Origin of the sequence: Krasilnikovia sp. MM14-A1259 (assembly GCF_047159535.1) — a bacterium.
Taxonomy (GTDB): Bacteria; Actinomycetota; Actinomycetes; order Mycobacteriales; family Micromonosporaceae; genus Actinoplanes.
On sequence record NZ_BAAGAJ010000002.1, the window covers coordinates 3,721,639 to 3,742,845 of the forward strand.

At 71.1% G+C, this 21,207-nt stretch carries 22 protein-coding genes; 14 read left to right on the plus strand and 8 right to left on the minus strand.

Annotated features, from left to right (window positions below; all coding sequences use genetic code 11):
* Positions 1-72: 72 nt before the first annotated feature.
* Both ACMCNK_RS16595 and glpK read left to right on the plus strand, forming a co-directional pair.
* Positions 73-1,302, plus strand: coding sequence for a family 16 glycosylhydrolase (locus tag ACMCNK_RS16595; protein ID WP_412737306.1), 1,230 nt, complete (start codon positions 73-75; stop codon positions 1,300-1,302).
* A 57-nt stretch (positions 1,303-1,359) separates the two neighbouring features.
* Entirely contained in the window at positions 1,360-2,844 is a 1,485-nt protein-coding gene (glpK, locus tag ACMCNK_RS16600) for a glycerol kinase GlpK (RefSeq protein ID WP_412737307.1), read from the plus strand.
* A 38-nt stretch (positions 2,845-2,882) separates the two neighbouring features.
* Here glpK and ACMCNK_RS16605 read toward each other — a convergent pair whose 3' ends face one another.
* Positions 2,883-3,137 (minus strand): hypothetical protein, encoded by a 255-nt coding sequence (locus tag ACMCNK_RS16605; protein WP_412737308.1) that lies wholly within the window; start codon positions 3,135-3,137, stop codon positions 2,883-2,885.
* 94 nt (positions 3,138-3,231) lie between these two features.
* Here ACMCNK_RS16605 and malQ point away from each other — a divergent pair, with 94 nt between their 5' ends.
* A complete protein-coding gene (gene malQ / locus ACMCNK_RS16610) occupies positions 3,232-5,202 on the plus strand; it encodes a 4-alpha-glucanotransferase (protein ID WP_412737309.1) in 1,971 nt (656 codons plus the stop codon).
* 3 nt (positions 5,203-5,205) lie between these two features.
* Here malQ and ACMCNK_RS16615 read toward each other — a convergent pair whose 3' ends face one another.
* Positions 5,206-5,559, minus strand: coding sequence for a hypothetical protein (locus tag ACMCNK_RS16615; RefSeq protein WP_412737310.1), 354 nt, complete (start codon positions 5,557-5,559; stop codon positions 5,206-5,208).
* Positions 5,560-5,785: 226 nt separating this feature from the next.
* Between ACMCNK_RS16615 and ACMCNK_RS16620 the strand changes: the two genes are divergently transcribed.
* Both ACMCNK_RS16620 and ACMCNK_RS16625 read left to right on the plus strand, forming a co-directional pair.
* Positions 5,786-6,637, plus strand: coding sequence for a spermidine synthase (locus ACMCNK_RS16620; protein ID WP_412737311.1), 852 nt, complete (start codon positions 5,786-5,788; stop codon positions 6,635-6,637).
* A 145-nt stretch (positions 6,638-6,782) separates the two neighbouring features.
* Complete coding sequence (locus ACMCNK_RS16625) at positions 6,783-7,565, plus strand: hypothetical protein (RefSeq protein WP_412737312.1); 783 nt, start codon at positions 6,783-6,785, stop codon at positions 7,563-7,565.
* Here the strand turns inward: ACMCNK_RS16625 and ACMCNK_RS16630 are convergent.
* Positions 7,447-8,334 carry a pentapeptide repeat-containing protein gene (locus tag ACMCNK_RS16630; RefSeq protein ID WP_412737313.1) on the minus strand — a complete coding sequence of 296 codons (888 nt, stop codon included), beginning with the start codon at positions 8,332-8,334 and terminating at the stop codon, positions 7,447-7,449. The two genes, ACMCNK_RS16625 and ACMCNK_RS16630, sit on opposite strands and share 119 nt — an antisense overlap.
* 297 nt (positions 8,335-8,631) lie before the next feature.
* Here ACMCNK_RS16630 and ACMCNK_RS16635 point away from each other — a divergent pair, with 297 nt between their 5' ends.
* Together ACMCNK_RS16635 and ACMCNK_RS16640 are read left to right on the plus strand one after the other, a co-directional pair.
* Positions 8,632-9,906, plus strand: a complete 1,275-nt coding sequence (locus ACMCNK_RS16635) for a lamin tail domain-containing protein (RefSeq protein WP_412737314.1) — start codon at positions 8,632-8,634, stop codon at positions 9,904-9,906.
* Positions 9,907-10,047: 141 nt separating this feature from the next.
* The gene (locus tag ACMCNK_RS16640; protein WP_412737315.1) at positions 10,048-11,592 is read left to right on the plus strand and encodes a diguanylate cyclase domain-containing protein; all 1,545 of its coding nucleotides are present in this window, start codon (positions 10,048-10,050) and stop codon (positions 11,590-11,592) included.
* Here the strand turns inward: ACMCNK_RS16640 and ACMCNK_RS16645 are convergent.
* The 3 genes from ACMCNK_RS16645 to ACMCNK_RS16655 form a co-directional block, all read right to left on the minus strand.
* Positions 11,577-12,209, minus strand: coding sequence for an SRPBCC family protein (locus tag ACMCNK_RS16645; protein WP_412740887.1), 633 nt, complete (start codon positions 12,207-12,209; stop codon positions 11,577-11,579). The two genes, ACMCNK_RS16640 and ACMCNK_RS16645, sit on opposite strands and share 16 nt — an antisense overlap.
* Complete coding sequence (locus tag ACMCNK_RS16650) at positions 12,202-12,600, minus strand: ArsR/SmtB family transcription factor (protein WP_412737316.1); 399 nt, start codon at positions 12,598-12,600, stop codon at positions 12,202-12,204. The genes ACMCNK_RS16645 and ACMCNK_RS16650 overlap by 8 nt, the downstream gene beginning before the upstream one ends.
* Positions 12,601-12,964: 364 nt before the next feature.
* Positions 12,965-13,339: a hypothetical protein gene (locus ACMCNK_RS16655; protein ID WP_412737317.1), complete on the minus strand. Its 375-nt coding sequence runs from the start codon at positions 13,337-13,339 to the stop codon at positions 12,965-12,967.
* A gap of 25 nt (positions 13,340-13,364) precedes the next feature.
* On the opposite strand from ACMCNK_RS16655, the gene ACMCNK_RS16660 reads away from it, so the two are divergent.
* Positions 13,365-13,757, plus strand: a complete 393-nt coding sequence (locus ACMCNK_RS16660; protein WP_412737318.1) for a hypothetical protein — start codon at positions 13,365-13,367, stop codon at positions 13,755-13,757.
* A 434-nt stretch (positions 13,758-14,191) separates the two neighbouring features.
* Positions 14,192-14,629: a hypothetical protein gene (locus ACMCNK_RS16665; protein WP_412737319.1), complete on the plus strand. Its 438-nt coding sequence runs from the start codon at positions 14,192-14,194 to the stop codon at positions 14,627-14,629.
* Positions 14,630-14,716: 87 nt separating this feature from the next.
* On the opposite strand, the gene ACMCNK_RS16670 is transcribed toward ACMCNK_RS16665, so the two are convergent.
* On the minus strand, positions 14,717-14,926 hold the full coding sequence (locus tag ACMCNK_RS16670) for a hypothetical protein (RefSeq protein ID WP_412737320.1): 210 nt from the start codon (positions 14,924-14,926) through the stop codon (positions 14,717-14,719).
* Positions 14,927-15,273: 347 nt separating this feature from the next.
* Between ACMCNK_RS16670 and ACMCNK_RS16675 the strand changes: the two genes are divergently transcribed.
* A complete protein-coding gene (locus tag ACMCNK_RS16675) occupies positions 15,274-16,119 on the plus strand; it encodes a glycosyltransferase family 2 protein (RefSeq protein ID WP_412737321.1) in 846 nt (281 codons plus the stop codon).
* Positions 16,119-17,102: a glycosyltransferase gene (locus tag ACMCNK_RS16680; RefSeq protein ID WP_412737322.1), complete on the plus strand. Its 984-nt coding sequence runs from the start codon at positions 16,119-16,121 to the stop codon at positions 17,100-17,102. The genes ACMCNK_RS16675 and ACMCNK_RS16680 overlap by 1 nt, the downstream gene beginning before the upstream one ends.
* Before the next feature lie 33 nt (positions 17,103-17,135).
* On the opposite strand, the gene ACMCNK_RS16685 is transcribed toward ACMCNK_RS16680, so the two are convergent.
* Positions 17,136-18,221 carry a hypothetical protein gene (locus tag ACMCNK_RS16685; RefSeq protein ID WP_412737323.1) on the minus strand — a complete coding sequence of 362 codons (1,086 nt, stop codon included), beginning with the start codon at positions 18,219-18,221 and terminating at the stop codon, positions 17,136-17,138.
* A gap of 283 nt (positions 18,222-18,504) precedes the next feature.
* Here ACMCNK_RS16685 and ACMCNK_RS16690 point away from each other — a divergent pair, with 283 nt between their 5' ends.
* The 3 genes from ACMCNK_RS16690 to ACMCNK_RS16700 all read left to right on the plus strand — a co-directional run bounded on the left by ACMCNK_RS16690 (position 18,505) and on the right by ACMCNK_RS16700 (position 21,026).
* Positions 18,505-19,500 (plus strand): ArsR/SmtB family transcription factor, encoded by a 996-nt coding sequence (locus ACMCNK_RS16690; RefSeq protein WP_412737324.1) that lies wholly within the window; start codon positions 18,505-18,507, stop codon positions 19,498-19,500.
* 83 nt (positions 19,501-19,583) lie between these two features.
* On the plus strand, positions 19,584-20,036 hold the full coding sequence (locus ACMCNK_RS16695) for a peptidase inhibitor family I36 protein (protein WP_412737325.1): 453 nt from the start codon (positions 19,584-19,586) through the stop codon (positions 20,034-20,036).
* A gap of 75 nt (positions 20,037-20,111) precedes the next feature.
* On the plus strand, positions 20,112-21,026 hold the full coding sequence (locus tag ACMCNK_RS16700) for a hypothetical protein (RefSeq protein WP_412737326.1): 915 nt from the start codon (positions 20,112-20,114) through the stop codon (positions 21,024-21,026).
* Positions 21,027-21,207: the final 181 nt, after the last annotated feature.

Consider the following 21,207-nt stretch of genomic DNA (forward strand, 5'->3'; position numbering starts at 1 on the left):
GGTTGACTTGTTAACACAACTTATAAAAGGGTTGTTAACGCATGTCCCCTCTTTCCCCGGAGGAATCCCCCCATGCGGACAACCAGGTTCCTGCTCGCGGCCGCCGTGGTCGCGACCACCCTCGCCGGCGCCCTGAGCGCCGTCTCCCGCAACGACCGGGCCGACGCTGCCGTCGGCGCCATCACCTGGCAGGACGAGTTCGACGGCGCGGCCGGCTCCGCGATCGACTCCAGCCGATGGAACTTCGACACCGGCGGCAGCGGCTGGGGCAACAACGAACTGGAGTTCTACACCAACTCCACCCGTAACGTCTCCCGCGACGGCCAGGGCCATCTCGCCATCACCGCCCGCAAGGAAAACCCGTCCGGCTACCAGTGCTGGTACGGCACCTGCACGTACACGTCCGGCCGGATCCTGACCTCGGGCAAGTTCACCCAGAAGTACGGCCGGTTCGAGGCCAGCATCAAGATCCCCAAGGGACAGGGCATCTGGCCCGCGTTCTGGATGCTCGGCGACAACCTCGGCAGCGTCGGCTGGCCCAACTCGGGCGAGATCGACATCATGGAGAACGTCGGCAGCACCCCCAACACCGTGTACGGCACGGTGCACGGCCCCGGTTACTCCGGTGCGAGCGGCATCGGCGGCAACCGCACGATCGGCGCGCCGCTGGGCGACGCCTTCCACACGTACGCGATCGAATGGTCGCCGAACCTCGTCGTGTGGTTCCTCGACGGCCAGGAGTACTTCCGGGTCACCCCGGCCAACATCAACGGCAACACCTGGGTCTTCGACCACCCGTTCTTCATGATCATGAACGTGGCGGTCGGCGGCAGCTGGCCGGGCAACCCCGACGCCGGTACGGCGTTCCCGCAGACCATGCTCGTCGACTATGTCCGGGTGTCGGCGTGGAACGACACCGGCGGCAACGCCCTGGAGTCCGCGGTGAACCACCGGTGCATCGACATCCCCGGCGCCAACCCGGCCGACGGCGCCCGGCTGCAGATGTGGGACTGCAACGGCACCGCCGCCCAACAGTGGACGTTCAGCAGCGACGGCACCCTGCGCGCCATGGGTAAATGCATGGACCCGGCCGGCGCCGGCACCGCCAACGGCACCCCCATCCAGCTCGTCACCTGCAACGGCAACCCGGTGCAACGCTTCACGCTGTCGGCCGCGGGCGACCTGGTGAACGTCTCCGCGAACCGGTGTGTGGACATCAAGGATCTCAACACCGCCAACGGCGCCCAGCTCCAACTGTGGGACTGCGCCGGCACGGCCAACCAGAAATGGAGCAGGGCCTGACGAAAACGCGAACGACCGGCGGCCCCGCGCCGCCGGTCTTTCCCATACGGTTTACGCGTGACCAAGGAATACGTCGCCGCCATCGATCAGGGCACCACGTCCTCGCGCTGCATCGTCTTCGACGCCGACGGCACGGTCGTCTCCGTCGCCCAGCGCGAGCACCGGCAGATCTTCCCCCAGCCCGGCTGGGTCGAGCACGACGCCGACGAGATCTGGGAGTGCGTCGAGTTCGTCGTCCGCGAGGCCCTCGCCGTCGAGTCGATCACCGCCGACCAGCTCGCCGCGGTCGGCATCACCAACCAGCGGGAGACCACGCTGGTGTGGGACCGCGACAGCGGCAAGCCCGTGCACCACGCGATCGTCTGGCAGGACACCCGTACGGACGAGCAACTACGCCGCTTCGCCGACGCGCTCGGGGAGGACGAGTTCCGGCAGCGTACGGGGCTGCCGCTGGCGCCGTACTTCTCCGGTTCGAAGCTCGCCTGGCTGCTGGAGAACGTTCCCGGCCTGCGGGCGCGCGCGGAGTCCGGCGAGGTCCTGTTCGGCACGATGGACAGCTGGCTGATCTGGAAACTGACCGGCCGCCACCTGACCGACGTCACCAACGCCGGCCGTACCCTGCTGATGAACCTGCACACCCTGGACTGGGACCCGCAGATCCTGGCCGCGACCGGCATCCCCGCGGCGATGCTGCCCGAGATCCGTTCCTCCAGCGAGGTGTACGGCCCGATCACCACCGGCCCGCTGGCCGGGGTGCCGCTCGCCGCCGCGCTCGGCGACCAGCAGGCCGCCCTGTTCGGCCAGACCTGCTTCGCCCCCGGCGAGGCGAAATGCACGTACGGCACGGGCAGCTTCCTGCTGCTCAACACCGGCACCGACCCGGTGTGGTCCGGGCACGGTCTGCTCACGACGGTCGGCTACCGCATCGGCGAGCAGCCCGCGGTGTACGCGCTGGAAGGCGCGATCGCCGTCACCGGCTCACTGATCCAGTGGCTGCGCGACAACCTCGGCCTCATCCGGTCCGCGCCCGAGGTGGAGGAACTGGCCCGCACCGTACCGGACAACGGCGGCTGCTACCTCGTGCCCGCGTTCTCCGGCCTGTTCGCCCCGCACTGGCGTTCCGACGCCCGGGGCGTGCTGGTCGGGCTCACCGGTTTCGTCAACCGTGGCCACCTCGCTCGCGCCGCCCTGGAGGCCAGCGGCTGGCAGACCCGCGAGGTCGTCGATGCGATGAACGCCGACAGCGGCACCGCGCTGACCACGCTCAAAGTGGACGGTGGCATGACCGGGAACGAATTGCTGATGCAGTTTCTCGCGGACGTGCTCGGCGTTCCCGTGGTCCGTCCGGTGGTGGCGGAGACGACGTGCCTCGGCGCGGCGTACGCGGCGGGGCTGGCGGTCGGCTTCTGGCCGGACACGGACACGTTGCGGGCCAACTGGCAGCAGGCCGGAAGCTGGCGGCCCGAACGCGACCGGGCCGGCGTGGAGCACGACTTCGCCCAGTGGCGCAAGGCGGTCGAGCGCACGCTCGGCTGGACGTGACCGTCGCCGCGCAGGCGGGCACCGATCGCGGTGGCAGATCAGCGGCGACGCTTGCGGCCGCGCATGATCAGCACCACGATCAGGACGATCGCGCCGACCACGAGCAGGCAGCACAACATCGAGAAACCGAAGAAGCCGAAGCCGGAACGGCGCCGGCGGTACTTGGCCGCCTCGATCGCCACGTCGGCGACCCCGTTGCTCGCGGCCCAGGCGTGCACCGGGACCACCAGCGTGAGAACCGCGCCGGTCACCGCCGCGGTCAGCCGCGACCACCACGTCACTGCAGCAGACATGGGTCCATGGTGGCGCAGGGCCGCAACCGATGCGCGCGGAACCGCCGCCGGTCCGGCAGGGTAGGGGGAGCGGACCGACCACAGAGGGGGCGGAATGGACGCTGACCTGGCGGCACTGGCCGCGGCGCACGGCGTGGCGACCTGGTACGAGGACTGGCACAGCGAGCGACGCGACGTCTCCTCGGCCACCGTGATCGGCGTGCTGGGCCTGCTCGGCGTCGACGCCCGTACCCCGCAGGATGTCGCGCGTGAGCTGGCCGCGGTGCGCCGCGCCCGGCGCCGGCGCCGGCTGCCCGGCACGGTGGTGGTACGGCTCGGGCGTACACACCCGCTGGCGGCGCCCGCCACGATCGTCACCGAGGACGGCGGGCAACGGACCGTCACCGGCGCGATCCCCGCCGACCTTCCGCTGGGCTGGCACCGGATGCACAGCGCGGGCCAGGACGTCACCCTGGTCGTGGTGCCGGCGGCGCTGCCCGAGCCGCCCCGGACGTGGGGCTGGATGCTCCAGCTGTACGCGCTGCACTCGGCCGAATCCTGGGGCATGGGCGACCTCGGCGACCTGGTGAGCTTCGTCCGTGACGTGGCGCCGGACGCCGGGCTGGTGCTGCTCAACCCGTTGCACGCGCCCACCCCGACGCTGCCGGTGCCGGAGTCGCCGTACTTTCCGTCGAGCCGCCGCTTCGCCAACCCGCTGTACCTGCGGGTGGCCGACACACCGCAGTACCGGCAGGCGGACGCCGCCCTGCGCGCCCGGGTTGATGCGCTGCGCCCCGCCCCGCCCGCGGACGGCCTGATCGACTACAGCGCGGTGTGGCGCGCCAAGCGGTCCGCCCTGGAACTGCTGTGGCCGCTCGCCGGCCCGGTCGACGTGGACGCGGACCCCGGCCTCGCGGACTTCGCCACGTTCTGTGCCCTGGCCGAGCACCACGGGCCGGACTGGCACGCGTGGCCCGCCGGCCTGCGCCGCCCGGACGCCCCGGCGGTCGCCGCGGCCCGCGCCGAGCTGCACGACCGGGTCGCGTTCCACGTCTGGTTGCAGCTGCTGCTGGACGCGCAGCTCGACGCCGCGACCGAGGCGGCACGGGCGGCCGGGATGCCGGTCGGGATCGTGCACGACCTCGCGGTCGGGATCGACCCGCGCGGCGCGGACGCCTGGCTGCTGCACGACGTGCTGGCGGACGGGGTGCACGCGGGCGCCCCGCCGGACGCGTTCAACCAGCTCGGGCAGGACTGGGGGCTGGCCGCGTGGCGCCCGGACCGGCTCGTCGAGACCGGGTACGCGGCGTACCGGGACCTGCTGCGCCGGACGTTCCGGCACGCCGGGGGCCTGCGGGTGGACCACGTCGCGGGTCTGTGGCGGTTGTGGTGGGTGCCGCCGGGCATGGGACCCGCCGAGGGCACGTACGTCCGGTATGACCCGGACGCCATGCTCGGCATCCTGGCGCTGGAGGCGTACCGGGCGGGTGCCGTCGTGATCGGCGAGGACCTGGGTACGGTGCTGCCGGAGGTCACCGCCGGCCTGGCCCGGATGAACATGCTGGGCTCGGCCGTCCTGTGGTTCACCCGCAATCCCGATGACCCGGCCGGTGGTTACCGGATGCCCGCCGGGTATCCACGCAACGCGCTGGCCAGCGTGTCCACTCACGACCTGCCGACCGCGGCCGGGTTCCTGCGCGGCGCACAGGTCCAGGTCCGCGCCGAGCTGGGCCTGCTCACCGGGCCTGTCGCGCAGGAGGAACGCCGGGCCGCGCAGGACCGCGCGCAGTTGTTCGCCGCGTTGCGCGCCGAGGGCCTCATCACCGCGGACAGCGATCCCGACGAGATCGTCGTCGCGTTGCACGCGTTCCTGGCCCGGACCCCGTGCCGGCTGGTCACCGCCTCCCTGTACGACGTGCTCGGCGAACTGCGTCAGCCGAACCTGCCCGGGACGACGCGGGAGTACCCGAACTGGCGGATGCCGCTCGCCGCCGGCCTGGAGCAGATCGGCGCCGACCCCCGCATCCGGCGCGTCGCCGACGTGCTCGGTGCACCGCGGCCCGCCGACGACCTGGCGACGTCGTAGGGGTCAGGTGTTCAACGGCGGGGGCGGCATCTCGTCGTCGACGGCGAACAGCATCGGGTGCACCGCCGGGTCCGGTTCCGCCCGGCGGCAGCGGGTCGGCGGCAGCAACGACGACCGGTGGTCCGGGTGCTCCTCGCAGTGGCGCATCGCCCGCGTGACGGCGTCGTCGTGGTGCCGTCCGCCGCCGTACTCGCCGCAGTCGGCGCAGTCCCAGCGCCAGTAGGCGGGCCCCTCGTCCGACTCGTACCGGCGGATCCGCAGCGGCGGCAGGCCCCGTCCGGGGCCGATGGGCAGGTCCGTGGCCAGGGACAGTTCCGGCCAGTCGCCGATGACCTCGGCCGGTGCGTTGCCCGACATCGCTCACTCCTGCCCGCCCGTCCACCCCGGACGGGTCCGCTGCCGCAAGTGTGGAACGCGGCATCCGCGTCCGATGACCGTTTCGCGCAAAGCCGGTTCGCATTTCACCCGCAGCGGTGCCGCGTGCGTCATCGGGCAGCACCGCCACCACGGAACGCCCGACGGCCGCGTCGCAGACCCGCATGCTCGCGAAGCCCGGCCGGGCCCACCCGGCATACTGCATCGCGTGGCACAGCGCAGGCGGTCGGAGCGGCAGGCCGCGGCCGTCGGGTCGGGCACGGCCGAGCTCGTACCTGACCCGGACCGCCGGACCGGCTGGACCCTGTTGCTGGACGGCTCCCCGCAGTCGCACGTCGACCTGGCCGACCCCACATACCTGGAATTCGAGTACGTACGCCGCATCGGCGCCGCCCTCGATCTGCTGGCCCCGGCGGGCCGGCCGCTGCGGGTGCTGCACCTCGGCGGCGGCGCACTGACCGTGCCCCGGTACGTCGCGGCCACCCGCCCGGGGTCCGCGCAGCGCGTGATCGAGATCGACGGCCCGCTGGTGGACCTGGTGCGCGCCCACCTGCCGTGGCCACCGTCGGCCCGCATCCGGGTCCGGGTCGGCGACGCCCGCGCGGAACTGGCCGGGATGCGGCCCGGCGGGTACGACGTGGTGGTGCTGGACGTGTTCGCCGGCGCCCGTACCCCGGCGCACCTGGCGTCGGTGGAGTTCATCCGCGAGATCGCCCGGGTGCTGGCACCCACCGGTTTCCTGGTCGCGAACATCGCCGACGGCCCGCCGCTGCGCCACGCCCGCGCCCAGGTCGCCACGGTCCGGGCGGCGCTGCCGCAGGCGTGCCTCGCGGCGGACGCGTCGGTGCTGCGGGGCCGCCGCTTCGGCAACCTGGTGCTGCTGGCCGGGCGTACGCCACCGCCGGTCGCGGAGCTGGCCCGGCGCGTCGCGGGCGACTGGTTCCCGGGCCGGGTCGAGACGGATCTGGACCGGTTCGCCGGGGGCGCCACACCCGTGCTCGACAGCGCGGCCGTGCCGTCCCCGGCTCCGCCCGACGGTCTGTTCCGCTCGCGCGCCTGACAGGGTACGGCCGGGGTAGTCCGAAAGTTCAACCTTCCGAGCGCTCCCGCGCCGAGGTTCCGTGATCCGGCAAAAGTCACGGCCCGCGGGTTGTGGGGGCTCCGGGGCGTCGATGTAATCGAGGCACGACGCCGAGGGGGCCGCCATGCACGACGACGTATCCGTCACGGCGTACCCGGCCGACGTCTTCACCCCACTGCGCGGCGGCGAGCGTCCGCTGTGGCGGGGCCGGGCCGCCGTCGCCGAGTACGCGTTCGAGCAGGTGGCGTCGCTGCCCCGCTGGGCCCTGCCGGAGCCGACCGAGGTTCTGGTGACCGATCAGCGCCTGCGGTACGCGTACGCGTCGTCGGACTCGCCGGACGACCTGGAGGTCACCTCGGGCGAGCTGCGCTGGCAGTGGCCGCGGCACTTGCGGGTGCAGCCCGGCGCTCCGGGCACCGGGCGGGCCGGGTCCGCCAGCCAGCTCCAGCTCGTCTGCGCCGGGCCGGACGGCACCTGGCCCGCGCTGGTGCTCGCGGGCGGTGACCTGCGGACCGTACGAGACGCCGACCGGCTTGCGAACGTCGTCCGGCAGGCCGTCGCGCGGTTCCGCATCGACAACGCGCAGAAGCTGGGATTGTCGACGCCGCAGGCGCGGATGCTGTCCCGGCTGTTGATCGGCCCGGAGTTCCGCAATCACGACGGTGGCGAGGGACAGACCGTGTCGCTGCACGGCGCCCTGCCGGTGAGCAGCCCCGGCTCGCCGATCCCGGTCCCCCGGCCGGGGCCGGACGCTTCAGGAGAGCGGGACGACGGACCTGGGTCCGCGGTCAACCCGGCCGGATCTCGTCCGGCGAGCGAGGCGGCTCGGCGGGCGGCGCGGATCGCGGCGAATTCGGGAGCGTGGTCGTCTCGTCGGTCCGGGCCGCGGCGAGCTGTGCCGGGGTGACGAACAGCGCGCCCGCCAGATCGGCACCGCGCAGGTCGGCGCCGCGCAGGTCCGCGCCGGTGAGGTCGGCGAGCCGCAGGTCGGCGCCGCGCAGATCGGCCCCGATCAGCAACGCTCCGCGCAGGTTGGCCCCGCGCAGGTCGGCCCCGGCCAGCCGGCGGCCCATGAGGACGGCGCCCCGATGGTCCGGCCGCCGCCGTACCCCGGCCCGGGCCAGCTCGCTGGCCTTCTGCAGCAGCGTGTTGACCCGGCGGCGGTGGGCGTCCACGTCGAGCGCGCGCAGCTCGTCCGCGCCCAGCTCGGTGAGGCGCCGGGTCTCGTCATGGGCGGTCCGAAGCCGGTCGGCCAGCCGGGCCTTCGCCGACGGGCCGGTCCGCGCCTCGGCCACGGCGGGCAGTCGCCTCGCCTCGGTCACCAGCCAGAGCAGTTCGTGCAGCTGACGCATCACGGGCAGGGCGGCGAACATCGGCCCGGCCAGGTCGGGCTCGCTGCGCCAGTCCCGCCCGCCGAACGTGACCTGGGTGACCTGCTGGCCCGCGCCGAAGCAGTCGAAGACCACGCAGCCGCCGAAGCCGCGTTCCCGCAGGTGCGGGTGGATGTCGCAGCGGAAGTCGCGGCCCAGGTTCGGGCAGGGCCGCCCGGCGGGCTTGTCGATGGCGAAGTCGGACGATTTCGCGAACGCGGGTGCGACACAGCAGAGGCCGGCGCAGCGCGTGCAGTCGGCGCGCAGGATCCGGTCCTCGGGTACGGGCACAAGGTCGTGGGACATGGCGGGCTCCACCGTAACAAGTCGCTCAGCGCAGCTAATGACAATTACCCAGGGTCATCTTTTGTCACCATTTGCCCCCACGCGCCGTGGCCGCCCCCGAACCCTTCGGAGTGACCTTTGCCCAGGTGAAACCGTACGGACGAGGCTCGGGGGCCAAGCGGCCAAGAACCAGAACCACCGAGATGTATGACTACACAGAGTCATAGACATACGCTGCCGCGATCAACCGCCGACGACGGCGGTCGCTGGCGCGCGCCTCCGGGTGCCGGCCGCGCACCGCCGAAGGAGACAATTCACATGCTTCATCGCGACACGTCGGCCGTCCTCGGCCGACGCGCCCGCCGTACCACCATCACCGTGCTGACGGCCGCACTCGGCCTCGCCGCCTCCACCGCGCTCGCGACGCCCGCGCTCGCCGCCGTCACGCCGACCATCTCGGCACCGGACACGGCCACCGGCTTCTCCGAGATCACCATCACCGGCACGGTCGCCCCGCACGCCGCGGTGACCCTGTACGAGTCCGCGTACATCTGGAACGACCTGCGGGTCGCCACGGACTGGGATACCGGCTCGTCGGTCACCGCCACGGCGAACGACGCCGGGGCGTACACGATCCACCGGTTCGTCGACAGCGGCTTCCTGTTCGCGGTCGAGGCCGACGGCGTACGGTCGCGGACCGTCACCGTCGAGATGAAGGTCGTCCCGACCCTGACGCTGACCTCGACGGCCAGCGGGACGGTCACGGCAGACGTCGCCGCGAACCCGAACCAGCCGTGGCTGCCCGTCGAGGTGCAGCGGCTGTCCGGGGCGACCTGGACGACCCTGTCCGGCGGTTACACCGGCCTCACCGGCACGTTCAGCGCCGATCTGCTCAACCAGGGTCCCGGCACGTCGCAGACCTACCGGGCGTTCATCGGTGCCGACCCGGAGAATGCGGTCCTCGCGAACTACTCGCCGAACCAGACGATCACGGTCGCCGGTGCTGCGACACCCACGCCCCCGGCGCCGACCGTGACGGTCACGCCGCCGGCACCCACCACTCCGGTACCGACCACGCCGGTGCCCACCACCACCGCTCCGGCACCCACCACCACGGCCCCGGCGCCCACCGTCACGGTCGCGCCGCCCGCCGTCACGGCCACGCCGACCGAGCCGGCGCCCACGACCCAGCCTCCAGCGCCGAAGCCGCCCGCCCCCAAGCCGCCGGCCGGGCCCAAGGCGGGCGACGTTCAGTTCACCAGGATCCAGTACCACGGCCCGGCGGGGCTGAACAACGAGTGGGTCCGCCTCACCAACAAGACGTCGAAGACGATCAACCTGAAGGGGTGGAGCGTCCGGGACGCGTCCGGGAACACGTACACGTTCACCAGTTCGTACTCGCTGGGTGCGGGCAAGAACGTCTACGTGCACACCGGGAAGGGCACCAACGGCAAGCCGAACGCCGGGGACCGGTACTGGGGCAAGAAGGCCTACGTCTGGAACAACGGCGGGGACACCGCCTACCTGCGATTCGGCACGAAGACCATCGACACGTGCAAGTGGACCGGTGACAAGAAGGTCACGTCCTGCTGAATCCTTGATCACTGGCGGCTCGGTACTTCCTGAGTACCGAGCCGCCGGTGCATCTGTGCCGGTTCACGTCACACTGCGTACCCTCAAGTCCCGCGGTCCCGCGTCGATGGGCAGCGGCAACCGGTGACGTCAGGGGGCCACGTGCGCGAGCTGCGGCACCGCATCATGACCCCGGTCGTCGCCATCGCGCTGGCGGCGATCGCGCTCCAGCTCGTGCTGCCGCTGCTGTCGACCCGGTCCGGCCTCGTCGTCGCCAGCCTCCCGATCGCGGTCGCCGGATTCGTCGCCCCGGCCGGTTTCCTCCGGCAGGCCCGGGTGCAGCGGGGCCGGGAGCGGGCCGGGTGGAGCCTGGGCGTGGTCGCGTCCGGCATGCTCGGCGTCTCCTACACCCTCTACACCGCGTACGCCGTACTGGATCTCCAGCCCGGCAAGCCCAACCTGGCCGATCTGCTGTCGGTGAGCTCGGCCACGCTGGCCGTGATCGGGATCGCCCTGGCCGCACCGCCGTTGCCCGGCGCCATGGCGAGCACCACCCACGCGATCGACACCGCCACGGTTGCCGGGTCGATGTTCGCGCTGGTCTGGCAGTTCGTCATCGCGCCCGCTACGGCCACCCTGGCGCGCGGCAGCCAGCTGACGTACGTCCTGACCCTGTTACCGGAGATCATCGCCGCCGCGCTGGCCCTCACCCTGATGTCGCGTACGCGCGCCAGCCGGGACGGACGCGCGTTGCAGCTGCTCGCCGCCGGGATGGGCATGTTCGCCCTGGCCGCCGTGGGCTCCACCCACAACACCACCGAGCGCCAGCCCTGGTACGCCCTGGGTGTCGGTGCGCTGTACCTCGCCGGGGGCCTGCTCGTCGCGCTCGCGAGCCGAGACACCGTGGGACCGGCGGACGCCTCCGGCCGGCGGGCGCACGCCGGCTTCTGGACCGCGCTGCCGTACGTGCCCGTCGCGCTGGCCATCTGCGCCGTCAGCGGCCTGTACCTGCGGTCCGGCACGCTCAGCCCGGTACTGGTCTGGGCACTGCTGTGCACCACCGGGCTGGCGATGCTGCGCCAGTTCCTCAGCCTGGTCACCATCAAGCGGCTGCTGAGTGACCTCGACGAGCAGCAGGAACGGCTACGTCACGCCGCGCACCACGACACGCTGACCGGGCTGCCGAACCGTGCCGCGTTCCACGGGCGCGCCGACGAGGCGCTCGCCGCTGCCGGCCCGGACCAGCACACCGGGGTACTGCTGCTCGATCTGGACGGGTTCAAGCCGGTCAACGACCGCCTCGGCCACGCCGCGGGGGACGCCGTACTGGTCGCGGTGGGGCGGCGCCTGCCGGGCGCGCTGCGCGTCGGCGACACCCCGGCCCGCTTCGGCGGCGACGAGTTCGCGGTACTGCTGCCCGGCCTGGCGGACCCGGCCGAGGCCGAGATGATCGCCGCGCGGGTCCTCGCCGAGCTCGCTGTGCCCGTGCCCACCGCGGGCACCTGGGTACAGGTCGGCGCGAGTGTCGGCCTGACCACCGCACGCGGCCCGGGGCATGCCATCGACCGCCTGCTGCGGGAGGCGGACCACGCGCTGTACACCGCCAAGGCGGCGGGTAAGGGAGTGGTCCGCCGCCACGCGGCGCATGTCCTGCCCCGCCAGCAACCCCCGTTGCCCGCCGCCGCGCAGGATCAGCCGGCCGTGTAGGCGGCGTACGACTCGTCGGCCTGCCTGCGGGCCCGCTGCGGGTCCGTGCCCGCGGCGATGTCGGCCTCCGCCCAGGAGTCGCTGCTGAGCCGCATGAACTCGTGCCCCTCGGACGAGCCCATCCAGGCCGCCACGGCCTGCGGGTCCTTCGGCGCGGCCCGATCGGCCAGGTGATTGGCCAGCCCGTACAGGGCCCCGTCCCAGCCGATGCCGACCGCGCCGGGGCCGAACTTCTCCGCGAATTCGTCCCCGACATGCGCGACGTGTTCCAGCTCGAACCGGGTCCGGTCGTCGCCCTCCGGCACGAGCCGGACCTCGATCCAGCTCACGGTGTCGCCGAACTCCCACGTGGCCGCGTACGAGTTCGGCCGGTCGCAGCGGGTGATGGTGCCGCCGGCGTTGCCCTCGAACTGGTAGTGGCCGCCCTCGCGGAGATCCCCGGATACCGGCAGGAACCAGCGCGCGATCCGGTCGGCGGTGCTGACCACGTCCCACAGGTCGTCGATGTCGGTGTCGTACACCTGGCTGATCGTGAGGACGCGGGCCTCGCCGGCCTCCAGCACCCGGCTGCCCAACGTGCGGCGTACCGCGTTGATCTGCTCTTTCACGTCAATCATCATGTGTGGCTCCAGGAAGGTCGGGTCCGGTCTCGCCGACGGCGCCGGTTGCCCCGTCGGCGGCGAGGCGGCGCATGCGCTTGCCGCGGGACACCTCGGTGGCCATCGCGGCGAGGTGCGGCGTCCAGAATCTGCGGAACGGCCCCAGCCAGGCGTCCACCTGTCGCAGGCCGGTGTCGTCCACCGCGTACAGCCGGCGGGCACCGGCCGCGCGGACGGTGGCGAACCCGTTGTCGCGCAGCACTCTGAGATGCTGGGAGACCGCGGGCTGGGAGACACCGAACTCGGCGCGGATGGCCTCCGTGACGGCGCCGGACGTCTGCTCGCCCTCGGCGAGCAGCTCCAGGATGCGCCGGCGGATCGGGTCGCCCAGCACGTCGAACGCGTGCACCCGCCGACCGTATCAGGCTGGCAATATATAAGTCGAGGCTTAAGCAACGACGCGCCGCCGACCGGACGTTGCGCACCAAATGGGCACCGAGCAGCCTATTCCGGTCGGCATAGCTGTCATCGACAGTCGCCGACCAGAAGCGCCGATTACACGCGCCGGGCCACCAATGTCCATATCGGATGATGAGCGGAGGCCGACACCGGTGGCCACACGGGTCCGAGCAGACCAAGTAGGCAGAAACCCAAACCCAGACCCCATCCGGTGGCTACAGTACCTGTGTCCACTCCCCCTGGATCTGGCATCGCTGCCCACATCGCGCAGCATGCGATTTTCTGGCGAAGGGAGTCTTCATGACCAAGGGTCCTCAAACAGCAGAAGAAACAACCATTCCTCCACCGTCATCGATCATGACGGCCGGAGGCAGCGCCGGACCCTCGCCGGCCGCCATGGCGTCGGGAACCAACAACAATTCGTCGCCACTGATCCCGGCGTCGGGGACCACGAACAATTCCTCACCGACGATCCCGACACCAGGGGCGTCCGCGCCTCCGTCGCCGACAATCCCGACCGGCGGAAACCCTCCGATGCCGTCGATGCCTGCCGGCGCACCACCGGCGCAGGCAGCGAATCCAGCAGGCGCACAACCGGCTGCGATGTACCAGCTACGGCCGGTGACCGCAGCGCCGATCAGCAGGGACCGGATCGACGAATGCCTGGACAGCTCGAAGTATTGGGCCATCCGCCTCCCCCGGTACGCGAATGAAATGCAACGCCGCGCCGACGGCTACGCCATCGCGGCCGCATTTCTCAGCACCGTCACGAGCCTGACCTTCTGGGGATTCCTGAACGTCGCCAACTCGTGGTGGGCGCAGACCATTGCCTCTGCCGCGGCGTTCGCGGCGGCCGCAGCGGCGATCATCCCGAGGGTCAAGAACTACTCCGAGGCGGCCGGCAAGGCGCGCCAACTCGCGACGCAGTACGGCACGATCAAAGGCCGGCTGACGGACGCCCAGGTCTGGAGTGCGGCCAACGTCGCCGACGACACCGCGCTACGCCAGGTGGTGGAGGACTTCGAGGCGATCAAGAGTTCCAAGGACGCACTCGTCCCCTACCCCAAGCGGTACATCGACGAGCGGCATCCGGAAGCGAAGGAGTGAGTGACCTCGGCTCCCTGACGCCTTTCACTCGGCTTGGCAGACGGCCCCCAGAGAAGCTCTGAGGGGCCGTTTGCGGGCCGGGCCACGACATCATGGCCTGGCCGGCGGACGGAACGTAGCCGGTCCCGTGTCGCGTGAATGATTTCACAGGCGCACCCAGCACGGGCGATGCGGCACGCACGTGAGCTGGGCCTTACTGAGCGTCAATGGCGCGTGTGACACCTCGACCCCCTCACGTCAACTTGACTGTCACGCATCGATGGCATCTCATCATGACGCACCGTCGAGTGAGCACAACTCACCGCAAGCGTCCTCAGTGGACTGTCCGCCGTGGCCCCGCCACGAAGTCCGCGCCGGGGAGACGTTTCGCCGACGGTGACGAGCACCGTCCACCCCCTGCCCGACCGGTAGGGATCACACCGAAGGACCGACACATGAAGTCTCTCGCCGCCCGTACTCTCGGCATCGTCGCGATGGCCGGCATCGCCGTCGGGGTTGCCGCCGCCCCCGCGGCCGCGGCGCTCGACAACACGTTCGAGCTTGCCACCGGAAGCGTGTCCGCCTACGGCACCTACGACCGCATGATGAGCATCCCGGAGCACCCGGTTCCGCCGATCCGCATCAGCGGCACGCTGGCGGTCAACTCCGCCACGGCCTGCGGCGTCGTGCAGGTCGCCTACAACGGGCCCACGGACGGCATCGAGTGGCGCACGTTCGGCACGCTCTGCGGCAAGGGAAAGACCAACTACACCACCACCTCGAACCTGCTGTTCGGTGGCTTCCAGCCCGCGGTGCGGCTGTGCAAGGGCACGACCGTGAAGAAGGCCGAACGCGGCACCGCCTGCGACACGTACATGCCCGCCGCCAACTGACATCGGATGGCGGAAACCGCCGAGCCGGCCCGGGCCGCAGAGGTTCTGCGCCCAGGCCGGCTCGGCGGTTTCTCGTTCCGAGGTGTCTCAGGCGCCGCCGCCGCCACCGTGACTGCCGGAAATGACCGTGCCGGTCCCGTCCCAGTTCCGTATCAGGTTCGGCGATTGCCCGGAATGCGGCCGATCGGCAACCACGGCCGACAGCCAACGCGCGAGCCTTTGGTGCAGCGGCTCCCTTTTCCCGGACGCCAACGGCTCCGGACTGCCGGCGTCTGCCGGGCGGACGTAATGCTCCATGAGCAGATCATGGCAGCGCTTGACAAGCTTGCACATCCCGAGGTCACACCGGAAATCCTGACCGTGACCTGAGGCAGCGATGAGGTCGGCGGGTCACTCTGTGATGACCGTTTGCTGGTGCTGACAAATGCAACGAAGAAACAACGCGATTCGTCTCGAATTCGCCGCGGAGTTGCCGACAGCAGGATTCCAGCCCGACTCGACGAAAGGCCTCAGCGAGGATGGAAGACCGCCGCAGCACGCCGCCCGGTGCACCCCGCCGGGAACGCCGCACGGCGCCGCAGGACGGCCCGCGCGACCGCCGCAGCACGCCGCGAGGTGCGCCCCGCCGCGCTCCGCGAGTCAGCGTGGTCATCCCGACGCTGAACGAGGCCCGGAACCTGCCGCACGTGTTCGGCGCGCTGCCGGAAGGGCTGCACGAGGTCGTCCTGGTCGACGGTGGTTCGACGGACGACACCGTCGAGGTCGCCCGCCGGCTGCGGCCCGACGTGGTGGTCGTGCAGCAGACCCGTACGGGAAAGGGAAACGCGCTGGCCAGCGGGTTCGGCGCGTGCACCGGCGACGCGATCGTGATGATCGACGCGGACGGGTCGACCGACCCGGCCGAGATCACCAAGTTCGTCGAGGCACTGACCGGCGGCGCCGAGTTCGCCAAGGGTTCGCGGTTCTCCAAGGGCGGCCACAGCAAGGACATCACTCCGTTGCGCCGGGTGGGCAACGAGGGGCTGAACCTGATCGTCAACACGCTGTTCCGCACCAGGTTCAGCGACCTCTGCTACGGCTACAACGCCTTCTGGCGGCGGGTCGTGCCGGTGATGGACCTGCCCTCGACCGAGCTGGCGGCCCGACCCGACGGCAAGAAGCTGTGGGGTGACGGCTTCGAGATCGAGACCCTGATCAACATCCGGGTGGCCGCCAGCGGCGCGCGGGTCAAGGAGGTCTCCAGCATCGAGCACCTGCGCATCCACGGGACCAGCAACCTCAACACGTTCCGCGACGGGACGCGGGTGCTGCGCACCATTCTCAGCGAGTTCCACCGCCGGGCGGTGCAGCGCCGGGCCGCCGCGAAGGCCGCCGCGCCGTCGAAGCTCCGGACGCGCAGCAAGACCGTACCGGTGCTCGCCGTCCCGGGCGGCACATGGTACGGGCGGGTGGACGCGCTGCTGACCGCGGAGAAGGCGGAGTCTGCCTGATGGCCGAGACCGCCGAGGTCAGCATCGTCATCCCGTGTCACACCGAGCGCAGCTGGGACACCCTGGTCCGTACCGTCTCGGCGGCGCTCGGTCAGCACCCGGTCGCGCCGGCCGAGGTGGTCGTGGTGGTGGACCACAACCCGGCCCTCTTCGCGCGCGCCCGCCGCGAGCTGACCGGCGTCACCGTGCTGGAGAACCGCTTCGACCAGGGCGCTTCGGGTAACCGCAACACCGGCGCCTGGCACACCACCACCCCGCTGATCGCGTTCCTGGACGGCGACATCGCGGCGGGCCCGGACTGGCTCTCGCAGCTCGTCGGCCCGTTCACCGATCCGGACGTGGTCGGTACCGGCGGCGCCATCGCGGCCGCCTGGAGCCGCTCGCGTCCGAGCTGGCTGCCCGACGAGCTGCTGTGGGCGTTCGGCGCGTCGTACACCGGCATGCCCACCACCACCGCGCCCGTGCGCAACGTCTGGTCGGCCAGCATGGCCGTACGCCGGGACGTGTTCACCTCGGTCGGCGGGTTCCGCGACGGCTTCGGCAAGATCGGCAAGCGGAACCGGCCGGAGGACACCGACCTCTGCCTGCGGATGAGCGAGGGCGGCGGCCGTTGGATGTACGTGCCGGGCGCCGTGGTCGAGCACGAGGTGCCCCACGAGCGGTCCACGTTCCGTTTCCTGATGCGCCGCTGCTACGCCGAGGGCCGGGGCAAGGTGCAGATGGCACGGCTGCTCCACGGCTCGCGCACCCTCGGCGCCGAACGGTCGTACCTGACCCGCACCCTGCCGAACGCGGTACTGCGCGAGGCATCCGGCGTGGTGCGCGCCGTCGGGGCCGGTCGGGCCCGGCACGCCTCCCGGGCCGGGACCGTGATCGCGGCGGTGGCCGCCGCCGCGGTCGGGGGTGCGGTCGAGACCCTCAGCACGGCCCGGGAACGCCGTACGACCACGACGGATGCGATCGCCGACCTGCGCACCTCGTAAGACGGCTGCGCGTGGGTGAGCGGGAGTGCCTGCTCACCCAGCGGCCCGGGTTCCTCGCAGGCCTCGGTGGGTCCGCACTATCGCGTGCAGAACAGCGCGCATGGGCGTTCGCTGCGGGGAGGACAGGCGTTCCCGGGCGGCGAGGTACGCCTCCTGCGCGGCGAGCGCCTCGGCGTGCTCACCGCGGGCGGCGTGCAACTCGGCCTTCTCCTGATACACCCGGACCGAGATTTCGCGCAGGTCACCCTCGGTGCACTGCAGGTGGGCCGCGTCGAGACTCACCAAAGCCCGGCCGGTGGCGCCGAGCCCGCGCTGAGCCCGGGCCAAGGTCAACAGGTACTCGGCCATCTCGTCGGCGTCGTTGACCCCCGCGCTCTTGTACCGGGCGAGGCATACCTGCATCGTCTGCTCCGCCTCGGCGTACTCGCCGTTGGCGATCTGGATCGCCCCGATGGTGTCCAGCGCGCCCGCGTCAAGGTGGTAGCCGCGCACCACGGCGTGGTCCTGCATGCGCCGTGCGACCTCCCCGGCCCGCTGGAAGTCCCCGGACTTGTACTCGGCGTAGGCCCAGTTGTTCAGCCCCACGGTGAGCCGTTCCCACTCGTGCAGCTCGCGGGCCAGTTGCTCGGCCTGGCGGTAACACGACCGTGCCGCATCCATGTCGCCGGTCTCGGCCAGCGCACTTGCCAGCCTGAGACGGTGCCAGATCTGCATGTGCGGGGTGGCCGTCTCATCGAGCAACTCGACCGCGCTCAGCGCGTGCCTCAAGGTCTTGGCCCGGTTGCCGGACAGCCATTCGATGTTCGCCCACACCAGGTGGCTACGCGCCTGCAGCCGGCGGTCGCCATTCCTACGGGCCCAAGCCTGGATCCCTTTGATGTGCCGGGCGGCTTCCCGGAAGTCACCGGTGCGCCTGAGCATGTCGATCCAGCACAGCCGGGCACGCATGAGCAGGGCCTCGTCGCCCAGAGCCTCGGCCTGCCGTTCGAGTTCCACCGCGGCCGAGTACCCCGCGGCGGCGTCCACGATGATCCGGTCCTCCAGCGCGAGCAGCGCAGCCGACAGTTCCTCGGCGCCAGCCAAGCTGCCGTTCACCTCCTGCTCTCCCAGCCGGTTCACCGTAGTCTCATCGGCTTCCAGCCCACGATGATGAGAATCTGCCCGGGGAAGCCGGGGCACGATCAGAATGCCCGGTCCCGCCGCCACGGATCGGGCCGGAGATCATCCGGTCGGCGAATGTCGAGATCACTGCGGTTCGGCCGGGGAGCCGACCGGCAAGGTCCCGGAACAAGGGCACAGATGTGGGCGGCATCACAGCGGACGCGATCAAGGGCGGCATCAGGTCGTCAACCCGCCCCAGGCTGGCACTGGCCTCCCTGACCGAAAGCACCACAATAGAGTCATGGGGGAAGGTGTCCTGAGTATCGTCTTCAACGCACAAGACATGGCCCGGACCAAGATCCAGGAGTCGGCCGATCCCATGTGGGAGCTGGTCTTCAGCGTTCACCGCCTGCAGACCAAGGTCGGCTACCTCAACCATCTCGACTGGCACCGGCAGGTGCGGCACGACATTCGCGCTGCCGGACTCGCACCACTGCTCCGGTCGACCTTGCTGCCCTTGATGCCGTTGTCGTTCTACTTCCCCGATTTCCTCACGCCCTCGACCGGTCCCGGGGAGATCGAGGAGATGATCGACACCATTTCCGACACGCCACGCGTCCAGATACGACGGCAAATGGAGACGATGATCGCCGAAGGTACGTCACTGCCCGCCTGGACCGCCGATCTCGCCGCCGGCCAACCGGCCGCCCGGCGGCACCTGAGCGAGGGGCTGCAGCGCTACTTCGACGTCGCCGTACGCCCGCACTGGCCGACGATCGGGCGGCGCGTCGCCGAGCACCGCCTGGTACGCCAAACCGGAGTGCTGCAGGACGGGATGAGCTCGCTCCTGACCGAGCTGTCCCCGTCGACGCGGTGGCACCCGCCGGTGCTGCAGGTACATGGTTATCCGCGCGATCAGCGGCTCGTGCTCCGGGGCCGGGGCATCACCCTGATCCCGTCCTACTTCTGCCAGGGCAGCCCGGTCGCCCTCGCCAACCCGGCGCTCGAGCCGATCCTCGTCTACCCGGCGCCGCGGGAGGACTCCTCCACGATCGACGCCGAGCCGTCCCCGGACAGCGTGGACGTGCTGCTCGGCCGCACCCGCGCCGCGATCCTGCGCGCCGCGTCGCTCGGGACCTCGACCACCGAGTTGGCCCGGTGCACCGGCACGTCACCGGCGACCGCCAGCCATCACACCGCCATCCTGCGCAACGCGGGCCTGCTGACCAGTCACCGGGTGGGCAAGCAGATCCTGCACCGGACCACGGATCTGGGCCGCCGCCTGTCCGGCGCGTAGGGGGCCGTCGGTACACGATTCGACCCACATCGAAACGTTCCGATCCCTTGCCGATTCCTGGGGAAACTGGGCAACGACCCGGAATGATCGGCGAGAAGGGGAACATCATGAAGTACAACGCCCGGCGCGCAGCGACCGTCCTCGCTGCACTCACCATGGCCGTCGGGGCTTTCGCCGCGCCCGCGCAGGCCGCCCCCGCAAACGGCAAGACCCCGGCTCCCACGGGCAGCGCGTCGTTGGACGGTCTCGGAGACTGCCCCAGCGGGTACGCGTGCCTCTGGGTGCTGAACGACTTCACGGGTAGGCGCTGGCAGGGTCAGAACGCGAACTCGACCTTGCCCTCCTTCATCGACAACGACTCGTGGTCCTCCTTCAACCACGGCGTCAACTGCACGGTGCATTTCTGGGAGGGACCGGGCTACACCGGCGTAGCTCTCAACGAGGGCATCGGCAGCCGGCGCGCGGACCTGCGCCAGAACAGCCGTCCCGGCGGCGGCAACTGGGCCGACGTCATCTCCTCGATGAACTGGTGCTGATCAGCCGATACGCGGGCGCCCTCGAAAGCCGGGGGCACCCGCACGGACAACGCGACTTCGGAACGAGGCGGAACGATGCGTCCTGCGTACCGGGCACTTCTGATCTCGGTGCTGGCGGCCGGGGCTCTCGCCGGATGCGGGCACCACCCCGCACCCGCGGCGGCTCCGGCCCCGGCCCGCCTCGACGAGGCGACCATCGACATGATCACGAATACGGGCGACTACGCCGAGCGGCGATATCGGGTCGACGAGGTCGACGTGTCGCTCACCCGGCAGTGCATGAGCAACGCCGGCTTCACCTGGGCGGGCGTCGCCGACCGGCCGCAACCCGACGCGAGCGGCAACCGCGCGGTGCGACTCGCCTACGCCCGGGAGCACGGGTACGGGCTGTCGGACGGCCCAGCCGCCACCGGGCCGGAATCGGCCGGCTCGGAGGCCGACGACGCACTGCGTACGGCCTTGCTCGGCCCGCCCAACGACCTTGCCACGTTCGACGCACCCCAGGGCGTCGTGTACACCTTCCCGAGGCAGGGCTGCGCGGCCCGGTCCCACACCGCGGTGTACGGCAATCTCGACACCTGGGCGCGAATCGCATACCTGCCGCAGGAATTCAACCTGCGGTTGCAGTCGGAGGCGAGAGCCGACCCGCGCTACACGGCGAAACTTCGGGAGTGGAGCAGCTGCCTGGACACGAAGCACTACTCGTACGAGTCGCCCAACGCCCTTGTCGAACAGCTCACGGCCGCGTACCGCACCGACCGCCGGCCGCTCCAGCAGCGCCGGGCATCGGAGATCAAGCTGGCGGCCCAGGACGTACTGTGCGACTTCAAGGTCCGATTGTCGGCGACCGCCCTGGACCTGCGCCGCGAGTACGCGCAGCGCCTCGATCCCGCCGACCGCGCGGAGATGACGCGCGTTTCCACGTCGTTCGACGCGGCTGAGCAGCGCAGCCGGACGCTCTCCAAACCCGCCGCCGGGCATGACAACTAACCGACGGGGGTAGCTGACATGAAACGGCCCCTCAGACATTCTCTGAGGGGCCGTTACCCGTGGTGGCGGGGACAGGTTGTCCACCGAAGCCAGCCACCGTGCCCGACGAACACAAACGCGGCCCGGAATGGGATTTGCCCGCCGGTGCGCCGGGTCTTGCCGCATGGGTCAGCCCAGGTTG